Source organism: Pseudomonas sp. SCPG-7, from assembly GCF_002156405.1.
Classification (GTDB): Bacteria; Pseudomonadota; Gammaproteobacteria; order Pseudomonadales; family Pseudomonadaceae; genus Aquipseudomonas; species Aquipseudomonas parakoreensis.
The window spans coordinates 12078-37612 of the sequence record NZ_MVOO01000019.1 but is presented as its reverse complement, the minus strand read 5'-3'; the positions used below and the strand labels follow the sequence as shown (position 1 = coordinate 37612).

Annotated in this window: 14 protein-coding genes; 7 read left to right on the top strand and 7 right to left on the bottom strand. The window is 63.2% G+C overall.

Translation table 11 applies throughout. The features are described 5' to 3' along the window. The 4 genes from B1722_RS24965 (at position 1) to B1722_RS24950 (ending at position 3719) form a co-directional block, all read left to right on the top strand. The gene (locus B1722_RS24965; protein WP_086794727.1) at positions 1-1686 is read left to right on the top strand and encodes an ABC transporter ATP-binding protein; all 1686 of its coding nucleotides are present in this window, start codon (positions 1-3) and stop codon (positions 1684-1686) included. A gap of 117 nt (positions 1687-1803) precedes the next feature. Continuing rightward, a complete protein-coding gene (locus tag B1722_RS24960; protein WP_041074042.1) occupies positions 1804-2325 on the top strand; it encodes a DUF3455 domain-containing protein in 522 nt (173 codons plus the stop codon). A gap of 162 nt (positions 2326-2487) precedes the next feature. After that, positions 2488-3021, top strand: a complete 534-nt coding sequence (locus tag B1722_RS24955; protein WP_086794726.1) for a sigma-70 family RNA polymerase sigma factor — start codon at positions 2488-2490, stop codon at positions 3019-3021. Then, positions 3018-3719: an anti-sigma factor domain-containing protein gene (locus tag B1722_RS24950; RefSeq protein ID WP_086794725.1), complete on the top strand. Its 702-nt coding sequence runs from the start codon at positions 3018-3020 to the stop codon at positions 3717-3719. Before B1722_RS24955 ends, B1722_RS24950 begins: the two co-directional genes overlap by 4 nt. A 7-nt stretch (positions 3720-3726) precedes the next feature. On the opposite strand, the gene B1722_RS24945 is transcribed toward B1722_RS24950, so the two are convergent. After that, positions 3727-4809 carry a DUF1615 domain-containing protein gene (locus B1722_RS24945; RefSeq protein WP_086794724.1) on the bottom strand — a complete coding sequence of 361 codons (1083 nt, stop codon included), beginning with the start codon at positions 4807-4809 and terminating at the stop codon, positions 3727-3729. Positions 4810-5084: 275 nt separating this feature from the next. On the opposite strand from B1722_RS24945, the gene B1722_RS24940 reads away from it, so the two are divergent. Further along, on the top strand, positions 5085-7289 hold the full coding sequence (locus B1722_RS24940) for a TonB-dependent siderophore receptor (RefSeq protein WP_041074199.1): 2205 nt from the start codon (positions 5085-5087) through the stop codon (positions 7287-7289). Positions 7290-7565: 276 nt separating this feature from the next. Further along, positions 7566-9101 carry an FAD-dependent oxidoreductase gene (locus B1722_RS24935; RefSeq protein ID WP_086794723.1) on the top strand — a complete coding sequence of 512 codons (1536 nt, stop codon included), beginning with the start codon at positions 7566-7568 and terminating at the stop codon, positions 9099-9101. Positions 9102-9230: 129 nt separating this feature from the next. Here B1722_RS24935 and hemB read toward each other — a convergent pair whose 3' ends face one another. Together hemB and B1722_RS24925 are read right to left on the bottom strand one after the other, a co-directional pair. Further along, the gene (gene hemB, locus B1722_RS24930) at positions 9231-10205 is read right to left on the bottom strand and encodes a porphobilinogen synthase (protein WP_041074196.1); all 975 of its coding nucleotides are present in this window, start codon (positions 10203-10205) and stop codon (positions 9231-9233) included. Positions 10206-10445: 240 nt separating this feature from the next. Beyond that, positions 10446-11144: a glutathione S-transferase family protein gene (locus B1722_RS24925; RefSeq protein ID WP_041074194.1), complete on the bottom strand. Its 699-nt coding sequence runs from the start codon at positions 11142-11144 to the stop codon at positions 10446-10448. Positions 11145-11369: 225 nt separating this feature from the next. On the opposite strand from B1722_RS24925, the gene B1722_RS24920 reads away from it, so the two are divergent. After that, on the top strand, positions 11370-12044 hold the full coding sequence (locus B1722_RS24920) for a hypothetical protein (protein WP_041074192.1): 675 nt from the start codon (positions 11370-11372) through the stop codon (positions 12042-12044). A gap of 119 nt (positions 12045-12163) precedes the next feature. Here the strand turns inward: B1722_RS24920 and mnmH are convergent, their stop codons facing one another. The 4 genes from mnmH to B1722_RS24900 form a co-directional block, all read right to left on the bottom strand. Beyond that, a complete protein-coding gene (mnmH, locus tag B1722_RS24915) occupies positions 12164-13267 on the bottom strand; it encodes a tRNA 2-selenouridine(34) synthase MnmH (protein ID WP_086794722.1) in 1104 nt (367 codons plus the stop codon). Next, positions 13267-14301, bottom strand: a complete 1035-nt coding sequence (gene selD / locus B1722_RS24910; RefSeq protein WP_041074189.1) for a selenide, water dikinase SelD — start codon at positions 14299-14301, stop codon at positions 13267-13269. Before selD ends, mnmH begins: the two co-directional genes overlap by 1 nt. A gap of 196 nt (positions 14302-14497) precedes the next feature. Then, positions 14498-14863, bottom strand: a complete 366-nt coding sequence (locus B1722_RS24905) for a DUF4440 domain-containing protein (RefSeq protein ID WP_041074187.1) — start codon at positions 14861-14863, stop codon at positions 14498-14500. 98 nt (positions 14864-14961) lie between these two features. Beyond that, complete coding sequence (locus B1722_RS24900) at positions 14962-25482, bottom strand: autotransporter-associated beta strand repeat-containing protein (protein WP_086794721.1); 10521 nt, start codon at positions 25480-25482, stop codon at positions 14962-14964. Positions 25483-25535: the final 53 nt, after the last annotated feature.

The following is a 25535-nucleotide window of genomic DNA, read 5'->3' as shown; positions in this document are numbered from 1 at the left end:
ATGCAAAACCATTTGATCGAGATTCGCGACCTGCGCGTGGCCTTTGGCGAGCAAGCCGTGGTGCACGGTTTGAACCTCGACATTCGCCATGGTGAATGTCTGGCGCTGGTCGGCGAGTCCGGCTCGGGCAAGTCGGTCACGGCGCATTCGATCCTGCGTTTATTGCCAGGTAAAAGCGTCAGCAGCAGCGGTTCGATTACTTACAGCGGAGTGAACTTGCTGCAGGCCAGCGAGCAACACCTGCGCGGTTTACGCGGCAACCGGATTGCGATGATTTTCCAGGAGCCGATGACCTCGCTGAACCCGTTGCACACGGTGGAAAGGCAAGTCAGTGAAGTGCTGGAGATTCATAAAGGCCTGAAGGGTCGCGCGGCACGTGAGCGGACGCTGGAACTGCTGGAACTGGTCGGTATTCGCCAGCCTTTGCAGCGTTTGAAAGCCTATCCGCATCAGCTGTCGGGCGGACAACGGCAACGGGTGATGATCGCCATGGCGCTGGCCAATGAGCCGGAACTGCTGATCGCCGATGAACCGACCACCGCGCTGGACGTGACCGTGCAGCAGAAGATTCTTGAGCTGTTGATCGAACTGCAACAGCGCCTGGGCATGTCGCTGTTGCTGATCAGTCACGATCTGAATCTGGTGCGGCGCATCGCGCAACGGGTGTGCGTGATGCGCCACGGCGAAATCGTCGAACAGGCCGACTGCGAGACGCTGTTTCGCACCCCGCAACATCCTTACAGCCGCTTGTTGATCGAAGCCGAACCCAGCGGTGTACCGGTGCCGAGTGCGTATCAACACAATCTGCTGGAGGTCGATGATCTGAAGGTCTGGTTTCCACTGCCCAAGGCGCTGTTCAGTCGTTCGCAGGCGTACATCAAAGCGGTGGACGGCGTCAGCTTCCGCCTGCAACGCGGCAAAACGTTGGGGATTGTCGGCGAATCCGGTTCGGGCAAATCGACGCTGGGCCAGGCAATCCTGCGGCTGGTGGAATCCGAGGGCGATATCCGCTTCGGCAACAAGCAACTGAGCCTGCTCAATCAACGCTTGATGCGCCCCTTGCGCCGGCAGATTCAGGTGGTGTTCCAGGACCCGTTCGGCAGCCTGAGCCCGCGCATGTCGGTGCAGCAGATCATTGCCGAAGGTCTGCTGACCCACGGCATCGGCACCGAGGCCGAGCGCGAGGCGGCGGTGATTCGCGTACTGGAGGAAGTCGGCCTCGACCCGAAGAGTCGCCATCGCTACCCCCACGAATTTTCCGGCGGCCAGCGCCAGCGCATCTCCATCGCCCGCGCGCTGGTGCTGGAGCCGGCGCTGATCCTGCTCGACGAACCAACCTCGGCGCTGGATCGCACGGTGCAGAAACAAGTGGTGGAGCTGTTGCGGCAACTGCAGATCAAGCATGGGCTGACCTATCTGTTCATCAGCCATGACCTGGCGGTGGTGCAGGCGCTGGCCCATGACTTGCTGGTGATCAAGGATGGCAAGGTCGTGGAACAAGGTTCGTCGCGGGAGATTTTTGCCGCACCGCAGCACCCCTACACCCAGGAACTGCTGAAAGCCTCCGGCCTCAAGCCCGCTAAAGTCCCCTGTGGGAGCGAGCTTGCTCGCGAAAGCGGTGGTGCAGATATAAATGAGTCGACTGACACTACGCCTTCGCGAGCAAGCTCGCTCCCACAGTTTTGATTTGCAGAGATTGAAAAATATTTGTCGGGCACTGCATCCAAACGCCTCCGTCACGGGTAGTCCCTGTAACAGCCCTCTTTGGCTGTCAGCGGTTTACCCCTTTCGGAGATAACACAGATGAACATCACTCAACTGATTGGCCTCAGCGGTTTGCTCGCCCTGTCCTCGACAACCTTCGCCCAGAGCAGCTATCCCGACGCGATCAAAGTCCCGGAAGGCCACAAGATCGCCATGGAAACCACCGGCGTCGGCGAGATCACCTATGAATGCCGCGACAAGCCCAACGCGGCCGGGCAGACCGAATGGACCTTCGTCGGCCCGAAAGCGGTGCTCAATGATCGCAGCGGCCAGCAGGTCGGCACCTACTTCGGCCCGCCCGCCACCTGGCAGGCCAAGGACGGTTCGAAAGTCACCGGCACGCAACTGGCCGTCGCCCCGTCGAGCCCGGGCAACCTGCCCTATCAACTGGTCAAGGCCAACCCCGCCGAAGGCAAAGGCGCGATGAGTGGCGTGAGTTACATCCAGCGTGTCGCGCTCAAGGGCGGCGTGGCCCCGGGCAGCGAATGCACGGCGGCGAACAAGGGCAAACAGGAAGTGGTGAAGTATCAGGCCGATTACATTTTCTGGGCGGCGAACTGATCTTTGGATCACTGAAATCAAAGGTGGGAGCGAGCCTGCTCGCGAAGGCGGTATATCAATGAAGGTTAAGTTGACTGATACGACGCCTTCGCGAGCAGGCTCGCTCCCACACAGCTAATCCACTCTCTGGATGTTTGCGGAATGTGAGCTAGATTGCACCCAATGTCCTTGCCTGAACCGGTGTTTGATTACGAAGCCCGTCTCGCGGCCTGCGCCCGCGGCGAGCACTCGGCCCTGCGCGATTTGTACGTGCAGGAAGGCCCGCGCCTGCTCGGCGTGGCCAAGCGACTGGTACGTGACACGGCGCTGGCCGAAGACATCGTGCATGAGGCGTTTATCAAGATCTGGAACGGTGCGGCGCAATTTGATCCGGCGCGCGGTTCAGCGCGCGGCTGGATGTTCAGCGTGACCCGGCATCTGGCGTTGAACCAGCTGCGTGATCAAAGCCGGGAGACGCCGTTCAACGAAGAACACGATGCCGAGCCTGACGAGGACGCCTTCGATGTGCAGGGCCATTCGGCGCGGATCCATCGCTGCCTGGAACAACTCGACCCACAACGCCGAAGCTGCATCCTCCACGCCTATGTCGATGGCTACAGCCATGCGCAGATTTCCCAACGGTTGGGCACGCCGCTGGGCACAGTCAAAGCCTGGATCAAACGCAGCCTCAACGCTTTGCGGGAGTGCATGGGATGACCACTGAATCGGCGCAGGAACGTGATGAACTGGCCAGTGAATACGTGCTCGGCACCCTGTCGGCGCCGGAGCGTGAAGCGCTGCATCAGCGCTTGCCCCACGAGCCCGAACTGCAAGCGGCGGTGGACGCCTGGGAGCGGCGCTTGCTCGACCTGACCGAATTTGCCGGGACGCAGCAGCCTTCGCCGCACTTGTGGCCGCGCATCGAGCGCAGTGTCGAGCAACTCTCACGAAAAACACCGGCTCCGGCGCCCACCTCATGGTGGAATCTGCTGCCGCTGTGGCGTGGGCTGAGTGCGTTCGGACTGGCAGCGACGCTGATCCTGGGCTCGATTCTGCTGACCCAGACCACGCCGAAGCCGAATTATCTGGTGGTGCTGGTCGCGCCGCAGGACAAGGCGCCGGGCTGGGTGATTCAAGCCAGCAACGCCCGGGAAATTCAGCTGATCCCGCTGGGCGTGGTCGAAGTGCCGGCGGACAAGGCGCTGGAGTTCTGGACCAAGGCTGACGGCTGGCAAGGGCCGGTGTCGCTGGGGCTGGTCAAGCCGGGCCAGGCGCTGTCGGTGCCGCTGGACAAGCTGCCGCCGCTGCAACCGAATCAGCTGTTCGAGCTGACGCTGGAAGGCGCCAATGGCTCGCCGATCGGTAAACCGACCGGGCCGATTCAGGCGATCGGCCGCGCCGTCAAAGTGCTTTGAACCCGCGTTAACCGGTCTTGGCCATGCAGCGCTTGTAGCGCTCATCCACGCGTTTGGCGAACCACGCCGTGGTCAGCTTGCGGGTGATTTTCGGGCTCTGCAAAACGATCCCCGGCAACACCGCGCGTGGCAAGGTCTTGCCTTCAGCCTTCTCGGCCAGTTCGAACACGCGCTGGTAGAGTTTGGTTTCTTCGAATTCCAGGGTCTTACCCTTCTCCAGTTGATCGCGAATGGTCGGGTTGCGCATGCCCAGCGACTTGCCGAGGGTGCGCACCGCCAGTTCGGTGGTGCCAGGCATGATCGAGTCATAGCGAATCAAGTCGCCATCCAGCGCCAGCGGGATGCCCGAAGCTCGGCTGACGGCGTTCTGGAACGCGGCATTGCGGCTGGCGTACCAGCCGGCATTGAAGTCGGCGAAGCGGTACAGCGGCTCGCGGTAACTCACCGGGTAGCCAAGTAAATGCGCGATGCCGAAGTACATGCCGCCACGGCGGGTGAACACTTCGTGGCGGATCGTGCCGTCTACCGGGTACGGATAGTCCTTGGCGTGCTGCTCGGCAAATTCGATGCTGACCTGCATCGGTCCGGCGGTGTGTACCGGGTTGAAGCCGCCGAACAAGGTGCGGCCCATCGGCACCCTGCCGATGAAGTCGTCAAAAATGGCGCTGAGTTCTTTTTCACTGCGTGCCGCGTTCAGGCGTTCGCTGTAGGTCTTGCCGTTGGTGGAGCGCACTTGCAGAGCGCCACTGACCAACAGACTGGGAATATGCACTTTGGCGGCACGACGGTCGATTTCGTCGCGGGCGATCTTGCCCAGCCCCGGCACCGTGGGGTCGGCCTGGAAGGTGGATTCCTGCTCGGCCACGGCTAGCACTGAACAGAGATTCTGCGTGGTCGGGCTGATGTGCTGAGCGGCGAACGCGGCATAGATGTCGGTGGCCCAGCCCTCACGGTCGGGCACTTTGGCTGGCATCAGCCGGACGATTTCAGCCTTCACTTCAGCCGGCGCACGCGGCGCCGGCTCCTGACTGCGCTGGCCGGCGCAACCGGCAAGCGCCAGCAGCGCAGCGAGGGTAATGAGTAATCGCATGTTGCTTCATCCAATCCAGTAAGCCCGAACACCATACACAATCCGTGTAGGAGCTGCCGCAGGCTGCGATCTTTTGATTTGTCTTTTAAAACCAAGTCAACAGATCGCAGCCTGCGGCAGCTCCTACAGGTGAATGTGTTTTCAGGGGTGATGACAAACTGATTGCAAAACGTTACTGCGAACTCCTATCATTTGCACCTGGAGTCGTATTTGCGCAAGGAGTTCCCCGCGCCGCCCTATTTTCTTACCGGCCCTGCGCCTCCAGGTACGAATACATGCCCGCTTCAGTTCGCCTCGCTGTCCCGTTCCGCCCGACGCTTCTCGCCCTGCTGTGCTCCCTGACTGTCACCGCTCACGCTGCCGATGAAAACGGCAAGGCGCTGGTGCTCGACAATGTCAACGTCAACGCCCAGGCACCGACGCCCAACGCCCTGCCCCCGGTCTACTCCGGCGGTCAGGTCGCCCGTGGTGGTCAGCTCGGCGTGCTCGGCAATCAGGACATGATGGACGTGCCGTTCAGCGCCGCGTCGTACACCGAGCAGCTGATTCAGGACCAACAGGCGGAAAACGTTGCCGATGTCCTGCTCAATGATGCCTCGGTACGTCAGGCTTCGGGCTTCTCCAACCAGGCGCAGGTGTTCATGATCCGCGGCCTGCCGCTGAACGGTGACGACATTTCCTATAACGGTCTGTACGGCGTGCTGCCCCGGCAGATCATTTCCACCGATGCCCTGGAGCGCGTGGAAGTGTTCAAAGGCCCGAACGCCTTCATCAACGGCGTGACCCCGACCGGCTCCGGCATCGGCGGTGGCGTCAACCTGCAGCCCAAGCGTGCCGGCGACGAGCCGCTGCGCCGCTACACCACCGACATCAACAGCGAAGGCCGGATCGGTCAGCACCTCGATATCGGTCAGCGTTTCGGCGAAGACAACCGCTTTGGCGCGCGGATCAACCTGTCCCAGCGCGAGGGCGACACCGGCATCGATCACGAAAACCAGCGTTCGAAACTGTTCGCCATTGGCCTCGATTATCGCGGTGACGCGCTGCGTATTTCCGGCGACTTCGCCTACCAGAAAGAACGCGTCAACGGTGGCCGCAACTCGGTCAACCTCGGCACCGCCACGCACATTCCGGACGCGCCGTCGGCAGACACGAATTACGCGCCGAAGTGGGGTTACACCGACATCGAAGACACCTTCGGCATGCTCCGCGCCGAATACGACCTGAACGACAACTGGACCGCGTACGTCGCCGGTGGCGCCAAGCACACCCGCGAAGTCGGGCGCTACAACTCGACCACGCTGGTGGGCAACAACGGCGCCTCCTACACCACCGGCTCGTTCATCCCCCACGATGAGGACAACACCAGCCTGATGGCCGGTCTCAACGGCAAGTTCAACACCGGCGCGGTCAGCCACAAGCTCAATTTCGGCCTCAGCGGTCTGTGGGCCGAACAGCGCAGTGCCTATGATTTCGACCTGACCCAGTACGCCAACAACATCTATCACCCGGTGGAAACGCCGTCGCCGGTCGGCAATTTTTCCGGCGGCGATCTCAATGACCCGGGCATCGTCGGCAAGACCTTCAACCGCAGCCTCGCGCTCTCCGACACCCTCGGTTTCTTCGATGATCGCCTGCTGATCACCGCCGGCCTGCGTCGCCAGCAACTGGTGGTGCAAGGCTACAACTACGCCAGTTACGGCAGCGGCAGCCGCAAGTCGAGCTACGACGAATCGATCACCACGCCGGTCTACGGCATCGTGTTCAAGCCGTGGGAGCACGTGTCGTTCTACGCCAACCACATCGAAGGCCTGGCCCAGGGGCCGACCTCGCCGACCAGCGCCGGCGGCTTGCGTGTGACCAACGGCAACGAAGTCTACGCACCGGCGCGCTCCAAACAGACCGAGGCCGGGGTCAAGGTCGACATGGGCACTTACGGCGCGAGCCTGGGCGTCTATCGCATCGAACAGCCGAGCGACGGTTACTGCGAAATCAACAGCGCTACCACCTGCACCTACGTGCGTGAAGGCGAGCAGATCAACAAAGGCGTGGAAATGAACGTGTTCGGCGAGCCGATCAATGGCCTGCGCCTGATCAGCGGCCTGACGCTGATGGACACCGAACTGCGCAACACCCAGAACGGCGCCAACGACGGCAACCGCGCCATTGGTGTGCCGAGCTTCCAGTTCAACGCCGGCGCCGATTGGGATGTACCGGGCCTGCAAGGCGTGGCGCTGAATGCGCGGATGCTGCGCACCGGTGGCCAATATGCCGACGCGGCCAACAACCTCAGCCTGCCGACCTGGAACCGCTTCGACGCGGGTGCGCGTTATGCGTTCAAGGTCTCGCAGAAAGACGTGACCCTGCGCCTGGGCGTCGAAAACCTGGCCAACAAGAAGTATTGGGAATCGGCGCAGGGCGGCTATCTGACCCAGGGTGAGCCGCGGGTGGCGAAGTTGTCGGGGACCATCGATTTCTAACCCGCTGTTGTGAGCAAAGCGGACTGCTGCGCAGTCCAGCGGGAGCAAGCTCCCTCGCCACAGAATCTCCGCCAAAAATGAAAAAGGCCCCGCAGCTTCACCGATGTGGGGCCTTTTTGGTTTTTGGGTGCCTGAAAAAGGCTTTTTCGCGAGCAGGCTCGCTCCCACATTGGGATGCGTTCGACTGTGGGAGCGAGCCTGCTCGCGAAGGGGGCGGCACTGGCTACCCTTTCCATCTGATCCATACTTGCTCCACAGCCAACGGAGGACAGGCTCATGCACCGCAGCGACGTACTGATCATCGGCGCCGGCCCGACCGGTCTGGTGCTGGCCCTGTGGCTGAGCAAACTGGGCGTGCGCGTGCGCATCATCGACAAGACGTCCGCGCCCGGCACCACTTCGCGGGCGCTGGCGGTGCAGGCGCGCACGCTGGAGTTGTATCGCCAGCTGGATCTGGCCGATACCGTGGTGCGCAACGGGCACAAGGTCGCGGCGGCGCATTTCTGGGTCAAGGGCAAACCGGTTGCGCAGTTGCCGCTGCAGCGCATCGGCGAAGGCCTGACGCCCTACTCGTTCATCGAAATCTTTCCCCAGGACCAGCACGAACGGCTGCTGCTCGAACGCCTCGAAGACTATGACGTGGTGGTTGAGCGCAACACCGAACTCGAAAGTTTTGAAGAACTCGGCGACGGCCTCACCGCGCATCTGCGCTTGCCCGACGGGCAGCAGGAAATCTGTCAGGCATGCTTTCTCGCGGGCTGCGATGGCGCGCGTTCGGTGGTGCGCAAAACCCTCGACACTGGTTTCCCGGGCGGTACCTATCAGCAGATTTTTTACGTCGCGGATGTGCAGGCCAGCGGCCCGGCGCTTAACGGCGATTTGCACCTGGATCTGGACGAAGCGGATTTTCTCGCCGTCTTCCCGTTGGCCGGCGAAGGCCGTGCGCGATTGATCGGCACGGTGCGCGATGAACGTGCCGATCGCGCCGAAACCCTGCAATTCGCCGACGTCAGCCGCCGCGCCATCGAACACCTGAACGTACACATCGACGAGGTCAACTGGTTCTCCACCTACCGTGTGCATCATCGCGTGGCCGAGCACTTTCGCAGCGGTCGGGCGTTTCTGCTCGGTGACGCGGCGCACGTGCACAGCCCCGCCGGCGGCCAGGGCATGAACACCGGCATTGGCGATGCAATCAACCTGGCGTGGAAACTCGCCGCCGTGCTCAACGGCAGCGCCACGCCAGAGCTGCTCGACAGCTACGAAACCGAGCGCATCGCCTTCGCCCGCCGACTGGTGTCGACCACCGACAAAGTGTTCAGCTTCGTCACCGCCGAAGGGCGCATCGCCGATCTGCTGCGCACGCGCCTGGCACCCTTTTTGATCCCGAAAATGGCCACGTTCGAGGCCAGCCGCGAGTTCCTCTTTCGCACCGTCTCACAGGTCACCCTCAACTACCGTGGCATGCCGCTGAGCCAGGGCACGGCCGGCCACGTCCACGGCGGCGACCGCTTGCCGTGGGCGCATGATGGTGAGGGGGATAACTACGAACCGCTGCGCCAGCCTTGCTGGCAGGTGCACGTGTATGGCGACACCAGCGACGAGATGATCGCCTGGTGCAATGAACACCATCTGTCGCTGCACGTGTTCGACTGGCGCCCGGCGTTTGACACGGCGGGGTTGGGGCGTAACGGGTTTTATCTGTTGCGCCCGGATACCTATGTGGCGATTGCCGATAACAGTGCGGATCCGAAGGTGATTGAGCGGTATTTCCGCGATCACGGCATCCGGCCCTACTTCAACTGCCCCTGACCCAAGAACACCCTGAATACCTGTGGGAGCTGGCTTGCCAGCGATAGCGGTGGATCAGCCAACATTGATTTTGACTGTGCCGACGCAATCGCTGGCAAGCCAGCTCCCACAAGGGTTCTGCGGTATTCGTCAGATCCCGGCCAGCGCCAGATCCATCGCAAAGTAGGTGAAGATCAGGTCCGCACCTGCGCGCTTGATCGCGCCCAGGCTCTCGCGCACCACGCGGTCCTCGTCGATTGCACCGGCCTGCGCGCCGAACTTGATCATCGCGTATTCGCCGCTGACCTGATACGCCGACAGCGGCAGGTTCGAGGCTTCACGGATGTCGCGGATGATGTCGAGGTACGCGCCGGCCGGTTTGACCATCAGCGCATCCGCACCTTCCTGTTCGTCGAGCAGCGATTCGCGCAGGGCTTCGCGACGGTTCATCGGGTTCATCTGATAGCTTTTGCGGTCGCCCTTCAGCGCACTGCCGCCGGCTTCACGGAACGGGCCGTACAGCGCCGAGGCGAATTTGGTCGAGTAGGCCATGATCGGAATCTGGGTGAAACCGGCGGCGTCCAGCGCCTGGCGGATCGCCCGCACCTGACCGTCCATCGCTGCCGAGGGAGCGATCACGTCAGCACCGGCACGCGCCGCCGCCACGGCTTGCTTGCCGAGGTTGATCAGGGTCTGGTCGTTGTCGACTTCGTGGTTGTGCATCACGCCGCAGTGGCCGTGATCGGTGTATTCGCAGAAACAGGTGTCGGACATCACGATCATTTCCGGCACCGCGTCCTTGGCAATCCGCGACATGCGCGAGACCAGGCCATCTTCACGCCAGGTGTCGCTGCCATTGGCGTCCAGATGATGGGACACGCCAAAGGTCATCACCGACTTGATCCCGGCACGGGCATAACGCTCGATTTCACTGGCCAGCTTGCGCTCGGGAATGCGCATCACCCCGGGCATGCTCTTGATCGGCACAAAGTCATCGATTTCTTCTTCGACGAAAATCGGCAGCACCAGATCATTCAGGCTGAACTCGGTTTCCTGGAACAGGCTGCGCAGGCTCGCATTGCGGCGCAGACGGCGGGGACGTGCTTCGGGGAACTGGCTGGACATGGGGCTTTCCTGAAATCGGAAGATGAGACGAAAGTCGTAGGGGGCGAAGCTTATGCCTTCGCTGGGCGCAGGTACAAACCTGGATCAATCAAGACAGCATTACCGTCAGCGCAATAATCCGTCAGACCACATACGTTCCACTGTAGGAGCTGCCGCAGGCTGCGATCTTTTGACTTTGTTTTTAGAAAACCAGATCAACAGATCGCAGCCTGCGGCAGCTCCTACAGGGATTGGTGTTGATTACGAGGGAATGGTCAGGCCTTGAACAACCGCCGGCCGCGCCAGAAAACGCTCCAGCACCCGGGTCACATTCGGGAAATTGCTGATTCCCACCAGATCGCCCGCCTCATAGAAGCCGATCAGGTTGCGCACCCACGGGAACGTGGCGATGTCGGCGATGGTGTAGCGTTCGCCCATGATCCAGTCGCGACCTTGCAGACGTTTGTCGAGCACGTTGAGCAGGCGTCTGCTCTCCTCGACATAGCGGTCACGCGGACGCTTGTCCTCGTAGTCCTTGCCGGCGAATTTGTTGAAGAAACCGAGCTGGCCGAACATCGGGCCGATACCGCCCATCTGGAACATCAGCCACTGAATCGTCTCGTAACGCAGCGCGCCTTCCTGGGCCAGCAACTGGCCGCTCTTGTCGGCGAGGTAGATCAGGATCGCGCCGGACTCGAACAGCGCCAGTGGTTGGTCCTCGGGGCCGTGAGGGTCGAGGATCGCCGGGATCTTGTTGTTGGGGTTCAGCGAGAGGAATTCCGGTGACATCTGATCCTGGGTGTCGAAGCCCACACGGTGCGGCTCGTACGGCAGGCCGATCTCTTCGAGCATGATCGAGACCTTGACGCCGTTGGGGGTCGGCAGGGAATAGAGCTGAATCCAGTCGGGGTACTGCGCCGGCCATTTCTGGGTGATCGGGAACGCGGACAGATCGGTCATGGGAAACATCCAGTCACATGGAAAGCACTGATCATAATGTAGGAGCTACACGAACCGTAACATCCTGCGGCTAATGTGCATGAACCAAACCGGCCTCAGAGGACTCTGAGCTATGCCCTTCGTAACGGAAGCGCGACACACGACATGGACAACACCCGGTGCCGGGAGCCCGTGGTGTAAGGGTTGGTCAGCCCCAACCGAATTTGCTGAAGAATCCTATATTCAATGACGAACCTCATGAGTTTCGCCAAACGCTTCAAACATCGCGCCTATGTGGCCCTGCCCTCCCTGCTGGCAGTCAGTGCGCTGACCTTGTCGCTCGAATCGAGCCAGATTCGCGCGCAACCGGTGGACGGTACGCAGACGCTTATCTTCCTGCGCCACGCGGAAAAACCCGCCGGCGGTCTCGGCCAGCTCAACTGCCAGGGCCTGAACCGGGCGATCGAGCTGTCGACCCTGCTGCCGGAAAAATTCGGCAAGGCCGATTACGTGTTCGCCGCCGACCCGACACGCAATGTCGAGGAAGGCGAACTGGACAACTCCTACAGCTACATCCGCCCGCTGATGACCATCAGCCCCGCCGCGATCAAGCTCGGCCTGCCGGTGAACATCGAGTTCTCCGCCAACGATACCAGTGACCTGGCGCGGGAACTGACCGAAGACAAGTACCACAACGCGACGATCTACACCGCGTGGTCCCACGGTTATCTGCCGGAGCTGATCAACAAGGTCGCGGGCAACGCGGTCGGCGAAAAGCAGACGATCACCGATGACTGGGCCTCAGGCGATTTCGATTCGCTGTATGTGCTGACCCTGACCTGGCACAACGGCAAGGCCAGCCTGCAGAGTCACAGCTACAAGCAGGGGCTGGATAACGGCAAGGCGACGTGCCCGACTTGAGTGTTGTGTGGCCTGACCCGGCCCCTTCGCGAGCAAGCTCGCTCCCACATTTGATCTGCGTTGAAGACAAATGCCCTATGGGAGCGAGCTTGCTCGCGAAGAGGCCAGCCGCTACAACCTCAATCTTTCTGGCTGGCTCGCTCACGCAAATACTCCAGCACCGCCCCGCGCTCCCCGGCAAACTCGATCCGCCCGCCCTTCTTCTCCCGCTGGAACGCATACATCGGGTCGTAGTATTCACGCAGCAACACGCTGATCCAGTCACGGAACTGCTCGACCGATCCGCTGCGCGCCTGCTCGGCCAAGGCCTCTTCCATCTGCAGGAACATCCGCTGATGGCGCTCGCCGCCCAGCCGGCGCTGGATATTGTTCAAACTCGCAATCAACCGCTCGGCATACAGCGCAAAGCCCTGCTCGCCATGCACGGCGACGAACTCGGCGTGCAGGTTGATCACATAGTCCTGCAGAATCCGCTCGACCCGCTGTTCCAGGCTGTCTTCCAGCCAGACCATCGGCGCCACTTGCATGCCTCGGTACAACGGCAGTGGCAAGGCACAACTGCCGACTACCCGGCTCTCGTCTTCCAGCACAAACTGCTGGACGCCGCCGGCGCGTTTTTTCAGCACATCAACGGCCAGACGGTTTTCGAAATCGATATTGGTCGGTTGCCCGGTGGCGCGCTTGCCGAAGCTCGATCCTCGATGATTGGCGTGGCCTTCCAGATCCAGACCATTGCTCAACTGCACCAGCAGTTCGGTCTTGCCGGTACCGGTCATCCCGCCCAGCAACACCAGATCGCACTCGGCCACGGCCTGATCGATCGTCTCCAGCAGGAACGTGCGCATGGCCTTGTAGCCGCCGCCGACACGCGGGTAATCGATCCCGCCCTCCTCCTTGATCCATTGCTGGACGATCTGCGAACGCAAGCCGCCACGAAAGCAATACAGGTAGCCGTCAGGATGCGCCCGGGCAAACTCGACCCAGCCCTGAATGCGCTGCTCACGGACCTCGGCAGACACCAGCCGTTCGCCCAGGGCGATGGCGGCTTGTTGTCCGTGCTGCTTGTAGCACGTGCCTACTTGCTCGCGCTCGCGGTCGTTCATCAGCGGCAGGTTGACCACGCCGGGAAATGCGCCGTGGGCAAACTCGACCGGCGCGCGGGCATCCATCATCGGCCGGTCGTTGAGGAAAATGTCGCGGTAATCGGTGCAGTCGCGGTACATCAGATCACCTCGACTGCGTGGGTCTGTCGCTCAACCAGCTCGCCAATCGGCGCCAGGTCCAGGCCTAGTTCGGCGGCCACGGCGAGGAACTCGTCGTTACCTTCAGGGGTGACCGCAATCAGCAGACCACCGCTGGTCTGCGGGTCGCACAGCACGCGCTTGTGCAACTCCTGCAGACGGCCGAGCTTGCTCGAATAGCTGTCGAAGTTACGCAGGGTGCCACCGGGCACGCAGCCTTGTTCGAGGTAGTACTCGACGCTGTCCAGACGCGGCACATGGTTGTAGCCGATGCGAGCGGTCAGGTGGCTGCCATCGGCCATTTCCACCAGGTGCCCGAGCAGGCCGAAACCGGTAACGTCGGTCATTGCGGTGACGCCGGCCAGTTTGCCGAAGCGGCTGCCCGGCTTGTTCAGGGTGCACATCCAGTCACGGGCCACACCAATGTCGCCGGGGCGCAATTTGCCCTTTTTCTCGGCGGTGGTGAGGATGCCGATGCCCAGCGGCTTGGTCAGATACAGCAGGCAACCGGCGGTGGCGGTGTCGTTGCGCTTCATGTGGCGCTTTTCCACCAGACCGGTCACCGCCAAGCCGAAGATCGGCTCCGGCGCATCGATCGAATGCCCGCCGGCCAGCGGAATGCCGGCGGCGTCGCACACCGCACGCCCGCCGCGAATCACTTCCCGCGCCACCTCCGGCGCCAGCACATTGACCGGCCAGCCGAGGATCGCAATCGCCATCAGTGGGTCGCCGCCCATCGCATAGATGTCGCTGATCGCATTGGTCGCGGCGATACGGCCGAAGTCGAACGGGTCGTCGACAATCGGCATGAAGAAGTCCGTGGTCGACACCACGCCGCGCTCGGCATCGATCTCGTACACCGCCGCGTCATCACGCGAGGCATTGCCGACCCACAGTTTCGGGTCAAGGTTCTGCGCTCCGCTGCCGGCCAGAATCACTTCCAGCACCTGCGGGGAAATCTTGCAGCCACAACCGGCACCGTGGCTGTATTGGGTCAGGCGAATCGGCTCGCTCATGGGAGAGTCTCTGGCAGTTGATGGGGCGGATTCTAGCAGAGCGCGGGCCGGCAGATTTTTGCGCTGAAAGTTCGGCCCCCTTCGCGAGCAGGCTCGCTCCCACAGTGGATCGCTGTCATCCACAAATCCTGTGTTCACTGAAGATCCGTGTGGGAGCGAGCTTGCTCGCGAAAGCTATCGACGGGTCTCCACGGTTTCACGGCCGGGCACAAAAGGTGCCCTGATGAAAAACCATCTGCCACTGCTCACCCTGCCGCCGCCACACCGAACTGCGCAGACTGTCCGCCGGCACCCGCTGGCCGCCAGCAACGGTATGGCAGTGATATGTCACCAGCGCCGAATCTTCCGACAACGGCTTGAGCGTGAACTGACTGATGGTACGTCGTGCAAACGCTTGCTGCGGCAGCGCTTCCAGCACAGCGGATTTATTCCAGATGCCGCCGCTGGCGCCGAATTCGACAAAGTCATCCGCGATCAGTCTTGCCAGTTCAGCAGGGTCCCCGCGGACAGCGCACGACAGCAGGCGGTCTTCCAGATCTAGCAAATGCTTCGACAGATCCATCTCGTTCCTACCTCATTGACTAATTCACTTGCCACAAAGGCTTGTGATTGTGCAAAAAAAACCGCCCTTTCGGGCGGCTAAAGTACTTCGACCATGATTCAGAAGCTTTGACTGAAGCTGATGTTGAACGCGCTGTCGTTGTTGTCGCTCGACACCTGGCCCGAGTAGCCGATGCCCAGCTTGCCGGTCGGGGTGACCTGGAAGTCGATGCCGGCTTCGAGCAGTGCGCTGTCCTTGGCAATCGGCACGCCCTGGGTGCTGAACGAGGCGCCGCCGTCGATGAAGGTCAGGTCGGCGTCAGGTTTGGTGTCGCCGTAAGCGTGCCGCCAGCCGATGGCCGCGCGTGGTGTCAGCTGGCTGCCGTTGGCCAGGGTCACCAACTTGCCGACGCGCACGCCGAGGGTCGAGTAGGTGATGTCCTGATCGGCGTCGGCCTTCAGGCGCCCCACTCCCCCTTTTTCCTTGCCGGTGTCGCTGTCGTAGTTGACGTAGGCCAGCCCGGCAAACGGTTCGATGGCGACGCCTGCCGCGCTGATTGCGTAACCCACTTCACCGAACACCTGCGCACTGCGTGCGTCGTAATCGGCCTTCAGGCGATCGTTGTAGCTGCCGACGCTGACGTCGCGTTTGGTCTCGATGCTGTGCCAGCTGTAAGCCGCGCCGAGGCGCACCGCCAGTGCATCGAATTGCGAGTTCAGATAACCGGCCAAGTGGTAGCTGTCGACCTTGGCGTCCGAGTTGCGATCATGCGCGTTGAGGTTGCTGCGGGTGTAGCCGGCAGCCATCCCCGCACGCCAGCTGTCATCCAGCGCCTTGTCGGTACCGAGCATGAAACCGCCGAGGTTGCGATCGACTTTGGCTGTGTTGCTGTCGCCCCCCATATCGCCCCAGGCACCGATGGCCCGGATCCAGCCGACCATTTCACCGTGGCAACCGTTGCTGCTCAGTTGCGTGTCACTCGGTGCCAGAGTACCACGCGGATCATCCGCAGCGCTGCACGATGGCTGGCGCATGCGGTCGTTGACCGCCTCGCGAATGAAGCGCGAGTCCTCAAGCAAGGCGCTGGCGGTGCTGGCGTGGATTTCCCCGGAGAGGCTGTCGAACGCATTGCGCGCACCGGCCACGCTGAGGTTGACGATCTGGTTCTGCAACGCCGCGCCAGCCGCACCGTTATTGGACAGTGCCGTGGCGGTGCCGCGCTGGTTACCGGTGGCGGCGACGTCGGCGAACGAGTTGCCGTTGCGGCTGACGGCCAGGGTGACCGAATCTGCACCGTAGACCAGCAAGCTGCTGAGGAACGCGTACTGCGGCAGATCAGCGGCACTGAAGGTACCGGTCACACCACCGCCCGCAGTGATCAGCGAATAAGTGGTATTACCGGTGAACGGCGCGAGGCTGTTGACCACCAGACCGCCACCCAGGGCTGCCGTGCCCCCCACCACCAACGGCGTCGCGGTTGGCGAACTGACCGTCAACGCCAACACACCGTCACTGGCATTGGTCAGGTTGCCGGCCACGCTCAAGGTACCTTCAGCGCCACCGGAAGCCACCATCCCGTGGTTGACCACCGAACCGACGCTGCCGTTACCGCTCAGGCCTGCACCGTTGGCAACAGTGACCTGCCCACCCAGCGAGGCCCGGGCCGCACGGCTGCCGACTTGCAGCACGCCTTGATCGACCGAGACGGTGCCACTGAACGGTTGATCACCGGTCAGCAACAAGGTACCAGTGCCACGTTTGGCCAGCGCCCCGGTGCCTTTGAGTGCACCGTTGAACCGGCCATTGGTGTTCTGCTGGAACACCAATGATGCGTTGTCGGTGATGTTGCCTTGCAGACTCGTGGTGTTACCGATCAGCGTACCGCCACTGACGGTGGTGCCGCCGCTGTAAGTATTGGCACCGGTCAGCACCAGCGTGCCGGAATCGAGTTTTTCGATCCCGCCAGTGCCGATCAGCGGCACATCGATTTGAGCGCTGGCACCGGCGTTCACGCGGATCGGTGCGGGCGTGCCGCCAGGACCATTGACCGGGGTCAGCGTGTCACCGGCATCCGGCACCAGGCTGTAGCCACCGACGAGGAATTGCAGGCCGGTGAAATTCTGATTGCCCTGCACGGTGACAACACCTGGCTGACCGCCAAACACCGCGAACTGACCATTGGCCGCCAGTGCTTGCGTGCCGCTCGGATCGGTCCAGTTGGTGCCCGGGCCCCACACGCCACTGCCGCCGCCGATGCTGCCGTCAGGATTGGTGGTGCCGCCGTTCCAGAACTGCACTTCACCCGGCGTGTCCTGCACCAGCAGGTTGACCTGATTGGCGATCGCGGTTTGCAGGGTCAGGTTGGCCACCGACACCGGCAGGCTGCCGTAGACCAGACCGTTGTCGGTCAGGCTGCCACCGTAGCGGAACAGTTGATAGACCCCGGTGCCGAAGCCACCGGTGTTGCTGATATTCAGCGTACCGTCGAGGGTCAGGTTGCCGGCGACATTGACCACCGTGGTCGAACTGGCCGCCGAGCCGAGGCTGAAGTCCAGGTTGGTCCCCGAGGACAGCGCCAGCGCACCGACCGACAACGGCGTGGCCGAGCCGCCACCGCTCAGCGTTGCACCGCTGGCCAGTTGCACGTTGCCAGCCAGTTGCCCGCTGCCACCGATTTGCGCACCGCTGGCGACGTTGACGTTGGCGCTGTTGAGCACGCCGTTGACGATCAGGTCGCCGGCCTGCACCGAGGTGTTGCCGGTGAAGGTGTTGTTGCCCGTCAGGAGCAACTGACCAGTACCGGTTTTGTTCAGCGTGCCGCTGCCGGTGAGGTTGCCGGTGTAGCTGCCGTCGGCGTTTTGCGCGAAAGTCAGCGCCGCGTTGTTGACGATGGCGCCTTGCAGGCTGCTGGTGTCGCCAGTGGTCGTGCCAGCGTTCAGCGTGGTGCCGCCGCTGTAGGTATTGGCACCACTGAGCACGAGGTCACCGCTGCCGTTTTTCACCAGGCTGCCAGTGCCGGTGATGGCGCCGAGCAACGTGGTGTTCTGGTTGCCGGCCAGGGTCAGTTGCCCACCAAGGTTGACGGCATTGGCCAGTTGCAGCGCCGAGGTGCTGTCGAGGCTGCCGTTGCCGGTCACGCTCAATGCACCGCTGCTGATTGCACTATTGTTGCCCAGCACCAGCGTACCGCCAGCGAGTTGCGTACCGCCGCTGTAGGTGTTGCTGCCATTGAGGGTCAGGCTCGAAGCGCCGGACTTGATCAGGCTGCCTGCACCGCTGACCACACCGTCGAGGGTCAAGGCGTTGCTGCCAGCGACGCTCAGGCCACCGTTCACCACCACATCGTTGCCCAGCGTGACGGCCGCGTTGCTGTCCAGTGCGGTGCCGTCAGCGGCAGTCAAGACGCCAGTGCCCAGCGCCGCGTTATTACCGACGACAATCTTGCCGCCGTTGAGCGCGGTACCACCGGTGTAGCCGTTGGCGGCATTGAGCACCAGCGTACCGCTGTCGTATTTGCCGAGGGTGCCGCTGCCGTTGAGCGCTACGCCAACGGTCGCGGTGGCGTTCGGATCGACTCGCACCGTGGCGTTACCCAGCGAACCGTTGACCAGGTTCAGCGAACCCGCCGTGCCGTTCTGCAGGCTGTAGCCATCAGTGACGAATTGCAGGCCGGTGATGGTTTGCGCGCCGTTGACGGTGACCGTGCCGGCTGTGCCCTGGAACACTGCGAAATTATTGGTCCAGGCCTGATTGGTGGTGCCGTTGACATCGGTCCAGTTGGTGGTGCCAGTGCCCCAGGTGCCGCTGCCGCCATCGACCGAACCGTTGGCGACGAGTTGGTTGCCGTCCCAGAACTGCACGGTGACGCCCGGTGCGGTGACCAGCAAATTGATCTGGTTGGCCAGCGCGGTTTGCAGGGTCAGATCCCCCGGGGCGACGCTGCCCGGCACCGTGCCGATCAACATGCCGTTGTCGGTCAGGCCGCCGGTGTAGTTGATCAACCGGTACACGCCGCTGCCAAAACCACCGATGTCGCTGACGTTGAGGGTGCCGTCGAGGGTCAGGTTGCCGCCAACGTTGACCAGCGCATTGCCGCCACCGGAAACCGGCACACCGAGGCCGACATCGAAGTTGGAATTGGCGTTGAGCACCAGCGAGTTCACCGACAGGGTGCTGCCGGTGGCGCCAGCCAGGTGACCGCCATCGGCCACGGTCACGGCACCGCCCAGTGAGCCGCCGCCAGTCAGGGTGCCGCCGCTGTTGACCAGCACACTGGCGCTGTCCAGCGAGCCGCTGACGTTCAAGGTGCCGGCGTTGACCGTGGTGTTGCCGGTCAGGCTGTTGAGACCGGCCAGGGTCAGCGTGCCGGTACCGAGTTTGCTCAAGTCGCCAGTACCGGTGAGTACACCGGCAAAAAGGCTGCTGGCGTTGTTGCCGCCGATGCTCAAGGTGTTGCCGCCGCCGATCAGTGCGGTGCCACTGCCGGTCAGGCTGGCGAGGCTGCCGGAGCCGCCGAGATTCAGCGTCGCCGCAGCGCCGAGATTGACTCCGGCGTTACTGCCCAGCGCCGAATTGCCCAGCGTGGTCAAGCTGCCGGACTGCACATCGAAGGTGCCGCTGAAGGTGTTGTTGCCCGACAGTGTCAGGTCGGCCAGACCATTTTTGGTCAGGGTGCCCGCCCCGGCGATCACACCACCGAGGGTCAGGTTGTTGTTGCCGGCCACGCTCAGGTTGGCATTGACGTTGACGTTGTTCGCCAGCACCAGCGGCGCGGTGGTGTCGAGGGTCGACGCACCCGCCACGGTCACCGCGCCGGAGCCCAGGCCCGCCGAGGTACCCAGGGTCACGGTGCCGGCGTTCAGTGTGGTGCCGCCGCTGTAGGTGTTAATGCCGTTGAGGGTCAGGTTGGACGCGCCGTTCTTGATCAGACCGCCGGTACCGCTGACCACGCCGCTGAGCGCTACGTCGCTGTTACCGGTGTTGGTCAGGTTGGCGTTGAGCACCACGTTGTTGCCCAGCGACACCGAGGTGTTGCTGTCCAGCGCCGAGGCGCCGGCCACGGTCAGGTTCCCCAGACCGAGGGCGCCGTTGCTGCCGGCGGTCAGGGTGCCGGCGTTGAGGGTGACGCCGCCCAGGAAGTTGTTGGCCCCGCTCAGGATCAGGTTGGCCGCGCCGTTCTTGGTCAGGCTGCCAGCGCCGTTGATCGCGCCGCTCAGCGTCAGATCGTTGCTGCCGACGATGCCGAGGTTGCCCGCCAGGTTGATCGCGTTACCCGCCGTGAAGGCGCCGCCGGCATCCAGGGTGGTGTCGTTCGCCGCGTTCAGGGTCGCCGAGCCCAGCGCGCTGTTCGACGCCAGAATCAAACCGCCCGCATTCAGCGCCACCGGCCCGAGGAAGGCGTTGTTGCCACCGAGGGTCAGGCTGGCCGAACCGTTCTTGATCAAGCCGCCAGTGCCGGAAATGACACCGTTGAGGGTCAGCGCATTGCTGCCGAGGATCGTCAGGTTGCCGTTGAGGGTGGCTGCGTTGGCCAGGGTCACGGCGGTGTTGCTGTCGAGTTGCGTGCCAGCGTTGGCGATCAACGCTCCGCTGCCCAGGGCGGTGTTGCTGCCGACCACCAGGGTGCCGCCATCCAGTTGCGTACCGCCGGTGTAGCTGTTGGCGCCGTTGAGCACCAGGGTGCCGGCGTCGAGTTTGTTGAGGATGCCGCTGCCGTCAATGTTCACGCCGACCGTGGCAGTCACGCCCGGATCAACCCGCATCGCCGTGGTGCCACCGCTGCCATTGACGGCAGTCAGTAGCCCCGACGTGCCGTTGACCACGTTGTAGCCATCGGTGAGGAATTGCATTCCGGTGAACAGTTGCGTGCCGTTGACCGACACCGTACCGGCCGTGCCCTGAAACACTGCAAAGTCGCCGGCCCAGGTCTGGTTCAGCGTACCGTTGGAATTGGTCCAGTTGGTGCCGCCGGCAGTCCATGTGCCGCTGCCGCCGTCCACATTACCGTTCGGGATGGTCTGGCTGCCGTCCCAGAAGCGCAGATTGGTGTTAGGCGCCGACACCACCAGATTCACCTGATTGCCAAGGGTCTGCACAAGGATGTCGCCGAGGCCATAACCCACCGGCACACCGGCCACCGTCAGGCCGTTGTCGGTCAGTGCGCCGATGTAGTTGAACAAGCGATAGACACCGACGCCGAAGCCGCCGGCATCAGTGACATTGAGGTTACCGTCGAGGGTCAGGTTGCCGCCGATGTTCATCAGCGAGGAGGTCGAGGGCGTAGCGAGGCTCGCGTCGACATTGCTGTTGGCCGTGAGGATCAGCGACGAGGTGGACAAGGTGTTGCCCGAGGACAACGCCAGATGACCGCCGCTGTTGACCGTGACGACGCCAAGCGCCGGACCGCTGCCCGTGAGGGTCGCACCGTTGTTGACGTTGAGCTGGGTACTGGCCAGCGAACCGGTAAGGTTCAGCGTGCCGCCGTTGACGTCGGTGTTGCCGGTGATGCCGTTACTGCCGGGGAGGTTCAGCGTCCCGGTACCGACTTTGGTCAACGCACCGCTGCCACCGAGGTCGCCGTCGAAGGTGCTGGTGCTGCTCACGCCGCCCACGGTCAGCGTGTTGCCGCCGGCGACCTGCACGCTGCCGCTGCCGCTCAGCCCGTTGAGGCTGGCGCTGCTGTTGAGATAGAGATTGGCACCGGCGCTGATGTTGGCGCCGGAAGTGTTGCCGAGCGCCCCGCTGCTCACGGTGGTGACGCTGCCGGAGGCGATGTTCAGCGCACCGGTGAAGGTGTTGTTGCCGCTGAGCGTCAGGTCGCCGAAGCCGTCCTTGGTCAGGCTGCCGGCGCCATCGATCACGCCGCTCAGGTTCAGGGTGTTGCTGCCGGCCAGGGTCAGGCCGGCATTGAGGGTGATGTTGTTGCCGATGCTCATGCCGGCGCTGGTGTCCAGCGTAGAAGCGCCACCGACGGTCAGGCCGCCACTGCCCAATGCAGCGGCCGAGCCCAGTGTCAGCGTACCCGCATTGAGGGTGGTGCCGCCGCTGAAGGTGTTGGTGCCGTTGACGGTCAGGTTGGCCGCGCCGTTCTTGATCAACTGGCCGGTGCCGCTGGCAACGCCGCCGAGGGTCAGGTCCTGGGTGCCGCCGACGCTCAGGGCCGCATTGAGCACGACCGCGTTGGCCAGGCTGGACAGCGGCGAACTGCTGTCGAGGGTTGCTGCGCCACCGACGGTCAAGGCACCGGTGCCGAGGGCCGAGCTATTGCCGACGGTCACCGTACCGGCATTCAGTGTGGTGCCGCCGACGTAGGTGTTGGTGCCGTTGAGGCTCAGATTGGCCGCGCCGTTTTTCACCAGGCTGCCAGCCCCGGCGACGGTTCCGGTGAGGGTCAGATCGGCGCTGCCGCCCACATTGAGCGCCCCGGCCAGGTTGACCTGATTGCCCAGGGTGACGGCGGTGTTGGTGTCCAGCGTGGTGCCCGCCGCTGCGTTCAATGCGCCGCTGCCCAGCGCGGTGTTGCTGCCGACAATCAGCTTGCCGACGTTGAGTGCGGTGTTGCCGAAGTAGGTGTTGGCGCCGTTGAGAATCAGGTCGGCGGGGCCGCTTTTGGTCAACCCACCGACGCCGGAAACCACGCCCGCGAGGGTCAGCGCGTTGCTGCCGCCGACGGTCACGTTGCCACCGAGGTTGACGTTGTTGGCCAGGCTCGTCGCGGTGCTGGCATCCAGCGTGGTGTTGTTGCCGGCGTTGAGCACGCCGGTGCCGAGGGCGGTGTTGGAACCGACGATCAGTGTCCCGGCGTTCAGCGACGTAGCGCCAGTGTAGGTGTTGTTGCCGGTCAGGGTCAGGGTCGAAGAACCGGTCTTGATCAGGTTGCTGCCACCACTGATCACGCCGCCGAGGGTCAGCGGGTTGGCGCCGCCGGCAGTCAGGTTGGCGTTCAGGGCAATCGCGTTGTTCAGCGTCACGTTGGTGCTGCTGTAGAGCGTTGCGCCCGCGCCGCCCACGGTCAGCGTACCGGTGCCGAGTGCCGCGCCGTTGCCGACGGTCAGGCTGCCGGCGTTGAGCGCGGTGCCACCGGTGAAGGTGTTGGCGCCGTTGAGGGTCAGGTTGGCGGTGCCGTTCTTGATCAACTGGCTGGCGCCACTGATCACGCCACCGAGGGTCAGCCCGTTGCTGCCGCCGATCCCCAGATTGTTGTTGAGAATGACGTTATTGTTCAGCGTTACCGCTGTATTGCTGTCGAGGGTCGCAGCGCCGCCGACGGTGATATCGCCGCTGCCGAGCGCAGCGTTGGCACCCGCCGTGATGGTGCCTGCGTTCAACGCAACAGCACCGAGGAAAGTATTGGCGCCGTTGAGAATCAGGTTGGCCGCGCCGTTCTTGGTCAGCCCGCCGCTGCCGCTGACCACACCACCGAGGGTCAGGTTGGCGTTGCCGGTGATGTTCAGGTTACCGCCAAGGGCGACCGCGTTGCTCAGCGCGACGGTGGTGCTGGCGTCGAGGGTAGTGCCCGCCGCCGTTGTCAGTGCGCCGGTACCGAGCGCGGTGTTGGAGCCGACGATCAGCGTCCCGCTGTTCAGCGCTGTGCCGCCGGAGAAGGTGTTGTTGCCGCTGAGGGTCAGGTTCGCGGTGCCATTCTTGATCAGGTTGCCGGCACCGCTGATGACGCCGCTCAGGCCCAGTGCCTGAGTGCCGCCGATGGTCAGGTCCGCCGCCAGCACGACAGCGTTGGCCAGGGTCACCGCGGTGGTCGCATCCAGCGTGGTGCCCGCCGCCGCGTTCAAGGCGCCCGTGCCGAGGGCGGTGTTGCTGCCAACGAGCAAGCTGCCGCCGTTGAGCGCGGTGGCGCCGCTGTTGGTGTTGTTGCCGGTCAGCGTCAGGCTGGCGCTGCCGCTTTTGGTGATCGCGCCGGTGCCGGACACAATACCGCCCAGGGTCAGGGCATTGCTGCCGAGCACGTTCAACGCGCCGGTGATGCCGACGTTGTTGGCCAGGGTCACGTTGCCGGTGCTGTCGAGGCTGGTGCCGTTGCTGGTGTTGAGCACCCCGGTGCCCAAGGCGTTGTTGTTGCCCACGCGTAGGGTCCCGGCGCTGAGGCTGGTGATCCCGGTGTAGGTGTTGCTGCCGTTGAGGGTCAGGCTGCCGCTGCCGGTTTTGGTCAGGTTGGCGGCGCCGCTGATCACCCCGCCCAAGGTCAGCGCACCGGTGCCGGTCGCGGTCAGGGTGCTGTTGAGCGTGATCGCGTTCGCCAGCGAAATCGGCGCCGTCGCTGAAATGCTCGAAGAGCCGCCAACCGTGATGCCACCGGTACTGAACGACTGGTTGTTGCCCACCAGCACCACACCGCCATTGAGCACGGTGTTGCCGGTGTAAGTGTTGATGCCGTTGAGGTTGAGCTGACCGCTGCCGATCTTGGTCAGGCCGCCGCTGCCGGAGATCACACCGTTGAGGGTCGTACCATTGATGCCCTGCAGGGTCAGGCCGCCGGCGCCCAGATTGATCTGGTTGGCCAGCGTCAAACCGGCATTGCTGGCCTGCAGGATCCCGCCGTTAGACGTCAGCACGCCGCTGCCGAACGCCGCGTTGTCGTTGAACTGCGCGACACCGCCATTGAGCGTGGTCGCACCGCTGACCAACGGCCCCTGCAAGGTCCAGGTGCCGCTGTTGAGGGTCAGGTTGTTGAAGTTGACGTAGGTCGCACTGGACGCCGTACCGGTCCCGGTGGTGCCGCCGCCGAGGCCGATCGGGTTTTGCAGGATCAGCGTGTTGGTGCCCGCTGCGCCGCCATCGATCGTGCCGGTCGGGGCGAAGGTCAGGTTGATGCCGATCAAGCCCCCGAGGCCGACGGAGACTTGCACACCGTCGCCGACGTTCACGCTGGAACCGGTGATCGCGTAGAAGGTGTTGGTGCTGCCCGCCCCCATCGACACACCGCCGGTGATGTTGCCGGCGTTGGTGAAGGTGTTGCCCGCCACTGACGTCTCGAACGCAATCCGGCCGTTGATGGTGCCACTGGCACTGTTGGTCATGTTGACTTGTGAACCGCCATACACCCCGACCACCGGGGTATCGGCCAGGGTGATGCCGCCGACCGACAGTCCGGTGGAGGTGATGGTGCCGTCGTTGGTGATGGTCGTGGTGCCCGACACCGAGTTGTTCACGCCAATCCCCAGCCCGTCGATGCTGGTCAGGTTGAGGCCGAGCAGCATGCCGGTACCGCGAATGATCCCGGTGGCGTTGTTGACGATGCTCACCGTGCTGGTCGCGCCGGTACCGATGAACGCACCACCACTGAGGATCGAGACCAGGCCCAGCAACGCCGGGTCGAGGGTGCCGGAGTTGTTCAGGTTGATATTGGCCCCGGTCAGGTTGATGACCTTGCCACCCAGCGTCGCGTTCATCTGCGCCCCGGAGTTGACGTTGACCGTCAAGCCGCTGGTGGCGCTGCTGTAGTCATTGAGAAACAGCGGCAGCGTAGGGACGCCCGAACAGGTAATCGTCGAACCTGCCGCCGAGCAGGTCGCGAGCGCCTGCTCGCTGACCCCGCCGAACAGCAGTCCGGCAACGCTCAGGTGCACAGCAAGGGAAAGAGGGGAAAAACGCGAAACGAGGGCGACACCAAACCTTGCTTCCACGGGCTACTCCTTGTCGTGGCCAAATTCTTCCTTGAAGGCGTGCAACGGCGGCG

Excerpts from the sequence above, each read along its gene's own strand:
- hemB (WP_041074196.1), bottom strand. The coding sequence starts at position 10,205 with ATGTCCAGCCAGTTCCCCGAAGCACGTCCCCGCCGTCTGCGCCGCAAT.
- B1722_RS24925 (WP_041074194.1), bottom strand. The coding sequence starts at position 11,144 with ATGACCGATCTGTCCGCGTTCCCGATCACCCAGAAATGGCCGGCGCAG.
- B1722_RS24965 (WP_086794727.1), top strand. The coding sequence starts at position 1 with ATGCAAAACCATTTGATCGAGATTCGCGACCTGCGCGTGGCCTTTGGC.
- B1722_RS24945 (WP_086794724.1), bottom strand. The coding sequence starts at position 4,809 with ATGCGATTACTCATTACCCTCGCTGCGCTGCTGGCGCTTGCCGGTTGC.
- B1722_RS24935 (WP_086794723.1), top strand. The coding sequence starts at position 7,566 with ATGCACCGCAGCGACGTACTGATCATCGGCGCCGGCCCGACCGGTCTG.
- mnmH (WP_086794722.1), bottom strand. The coding sequence starts at position 13,267 with ATGTACCGCGACTGCACCGATTACCGCGACATTTTCCTCAACGACCGG.
- B1722_RS24905 (WP_041074187.1), bottom strand. The coding sequence starts at position 14,863 with ATGGATCTGTCGAAGCATTTGCTAGATCTGGAAGACCGCCTGCTGTCG.
- B1722_RS24950 (WP_086794725.1), top strand. The coding sequence starts at position 3,018 with ATGACCACTGAATCGGCGCAGGAACGTGATGAACTGGCCAGTGAATAC.
- B1722_RS24920 (WP_041074192.1), top strand. The coding sequence starts at position 11,370 with ATGACGAACCTCATGAGTTTCGCCAAACGCTTCAAACATCGCGCCTAT.
- B1722_RS24955 (WP_086794726.1), top strand. The coding sequence starts at position 2,488 with ATGTCCTTGCCTGAACCGGTGTTTGATTACGAAGCCCGTCTCGCGGCC.
- B1722_RS24940 (WP_041074199.1), top strand. The coding sequence starts at position 5,085 with ATGCCCGCTTCAGTTCGCCTCGCTGTCCCGTTCCGCCCGACGCTTCTC.
- B1722_RS24960 (WP_041074042.1), top strand. The coding sequence starts at position 1,804 with ATGAACATCACTCAACTGATTGGCCTCAGCGGTTTGCTCGCCCTGTCC.
- selD (WP_041074189.1), bottom strand. The coding sequence starts at position 14,301 with ATGAGCGAGCCGATTCGCCTGACCCAATACAGCCACGGTGCCGGTTGT.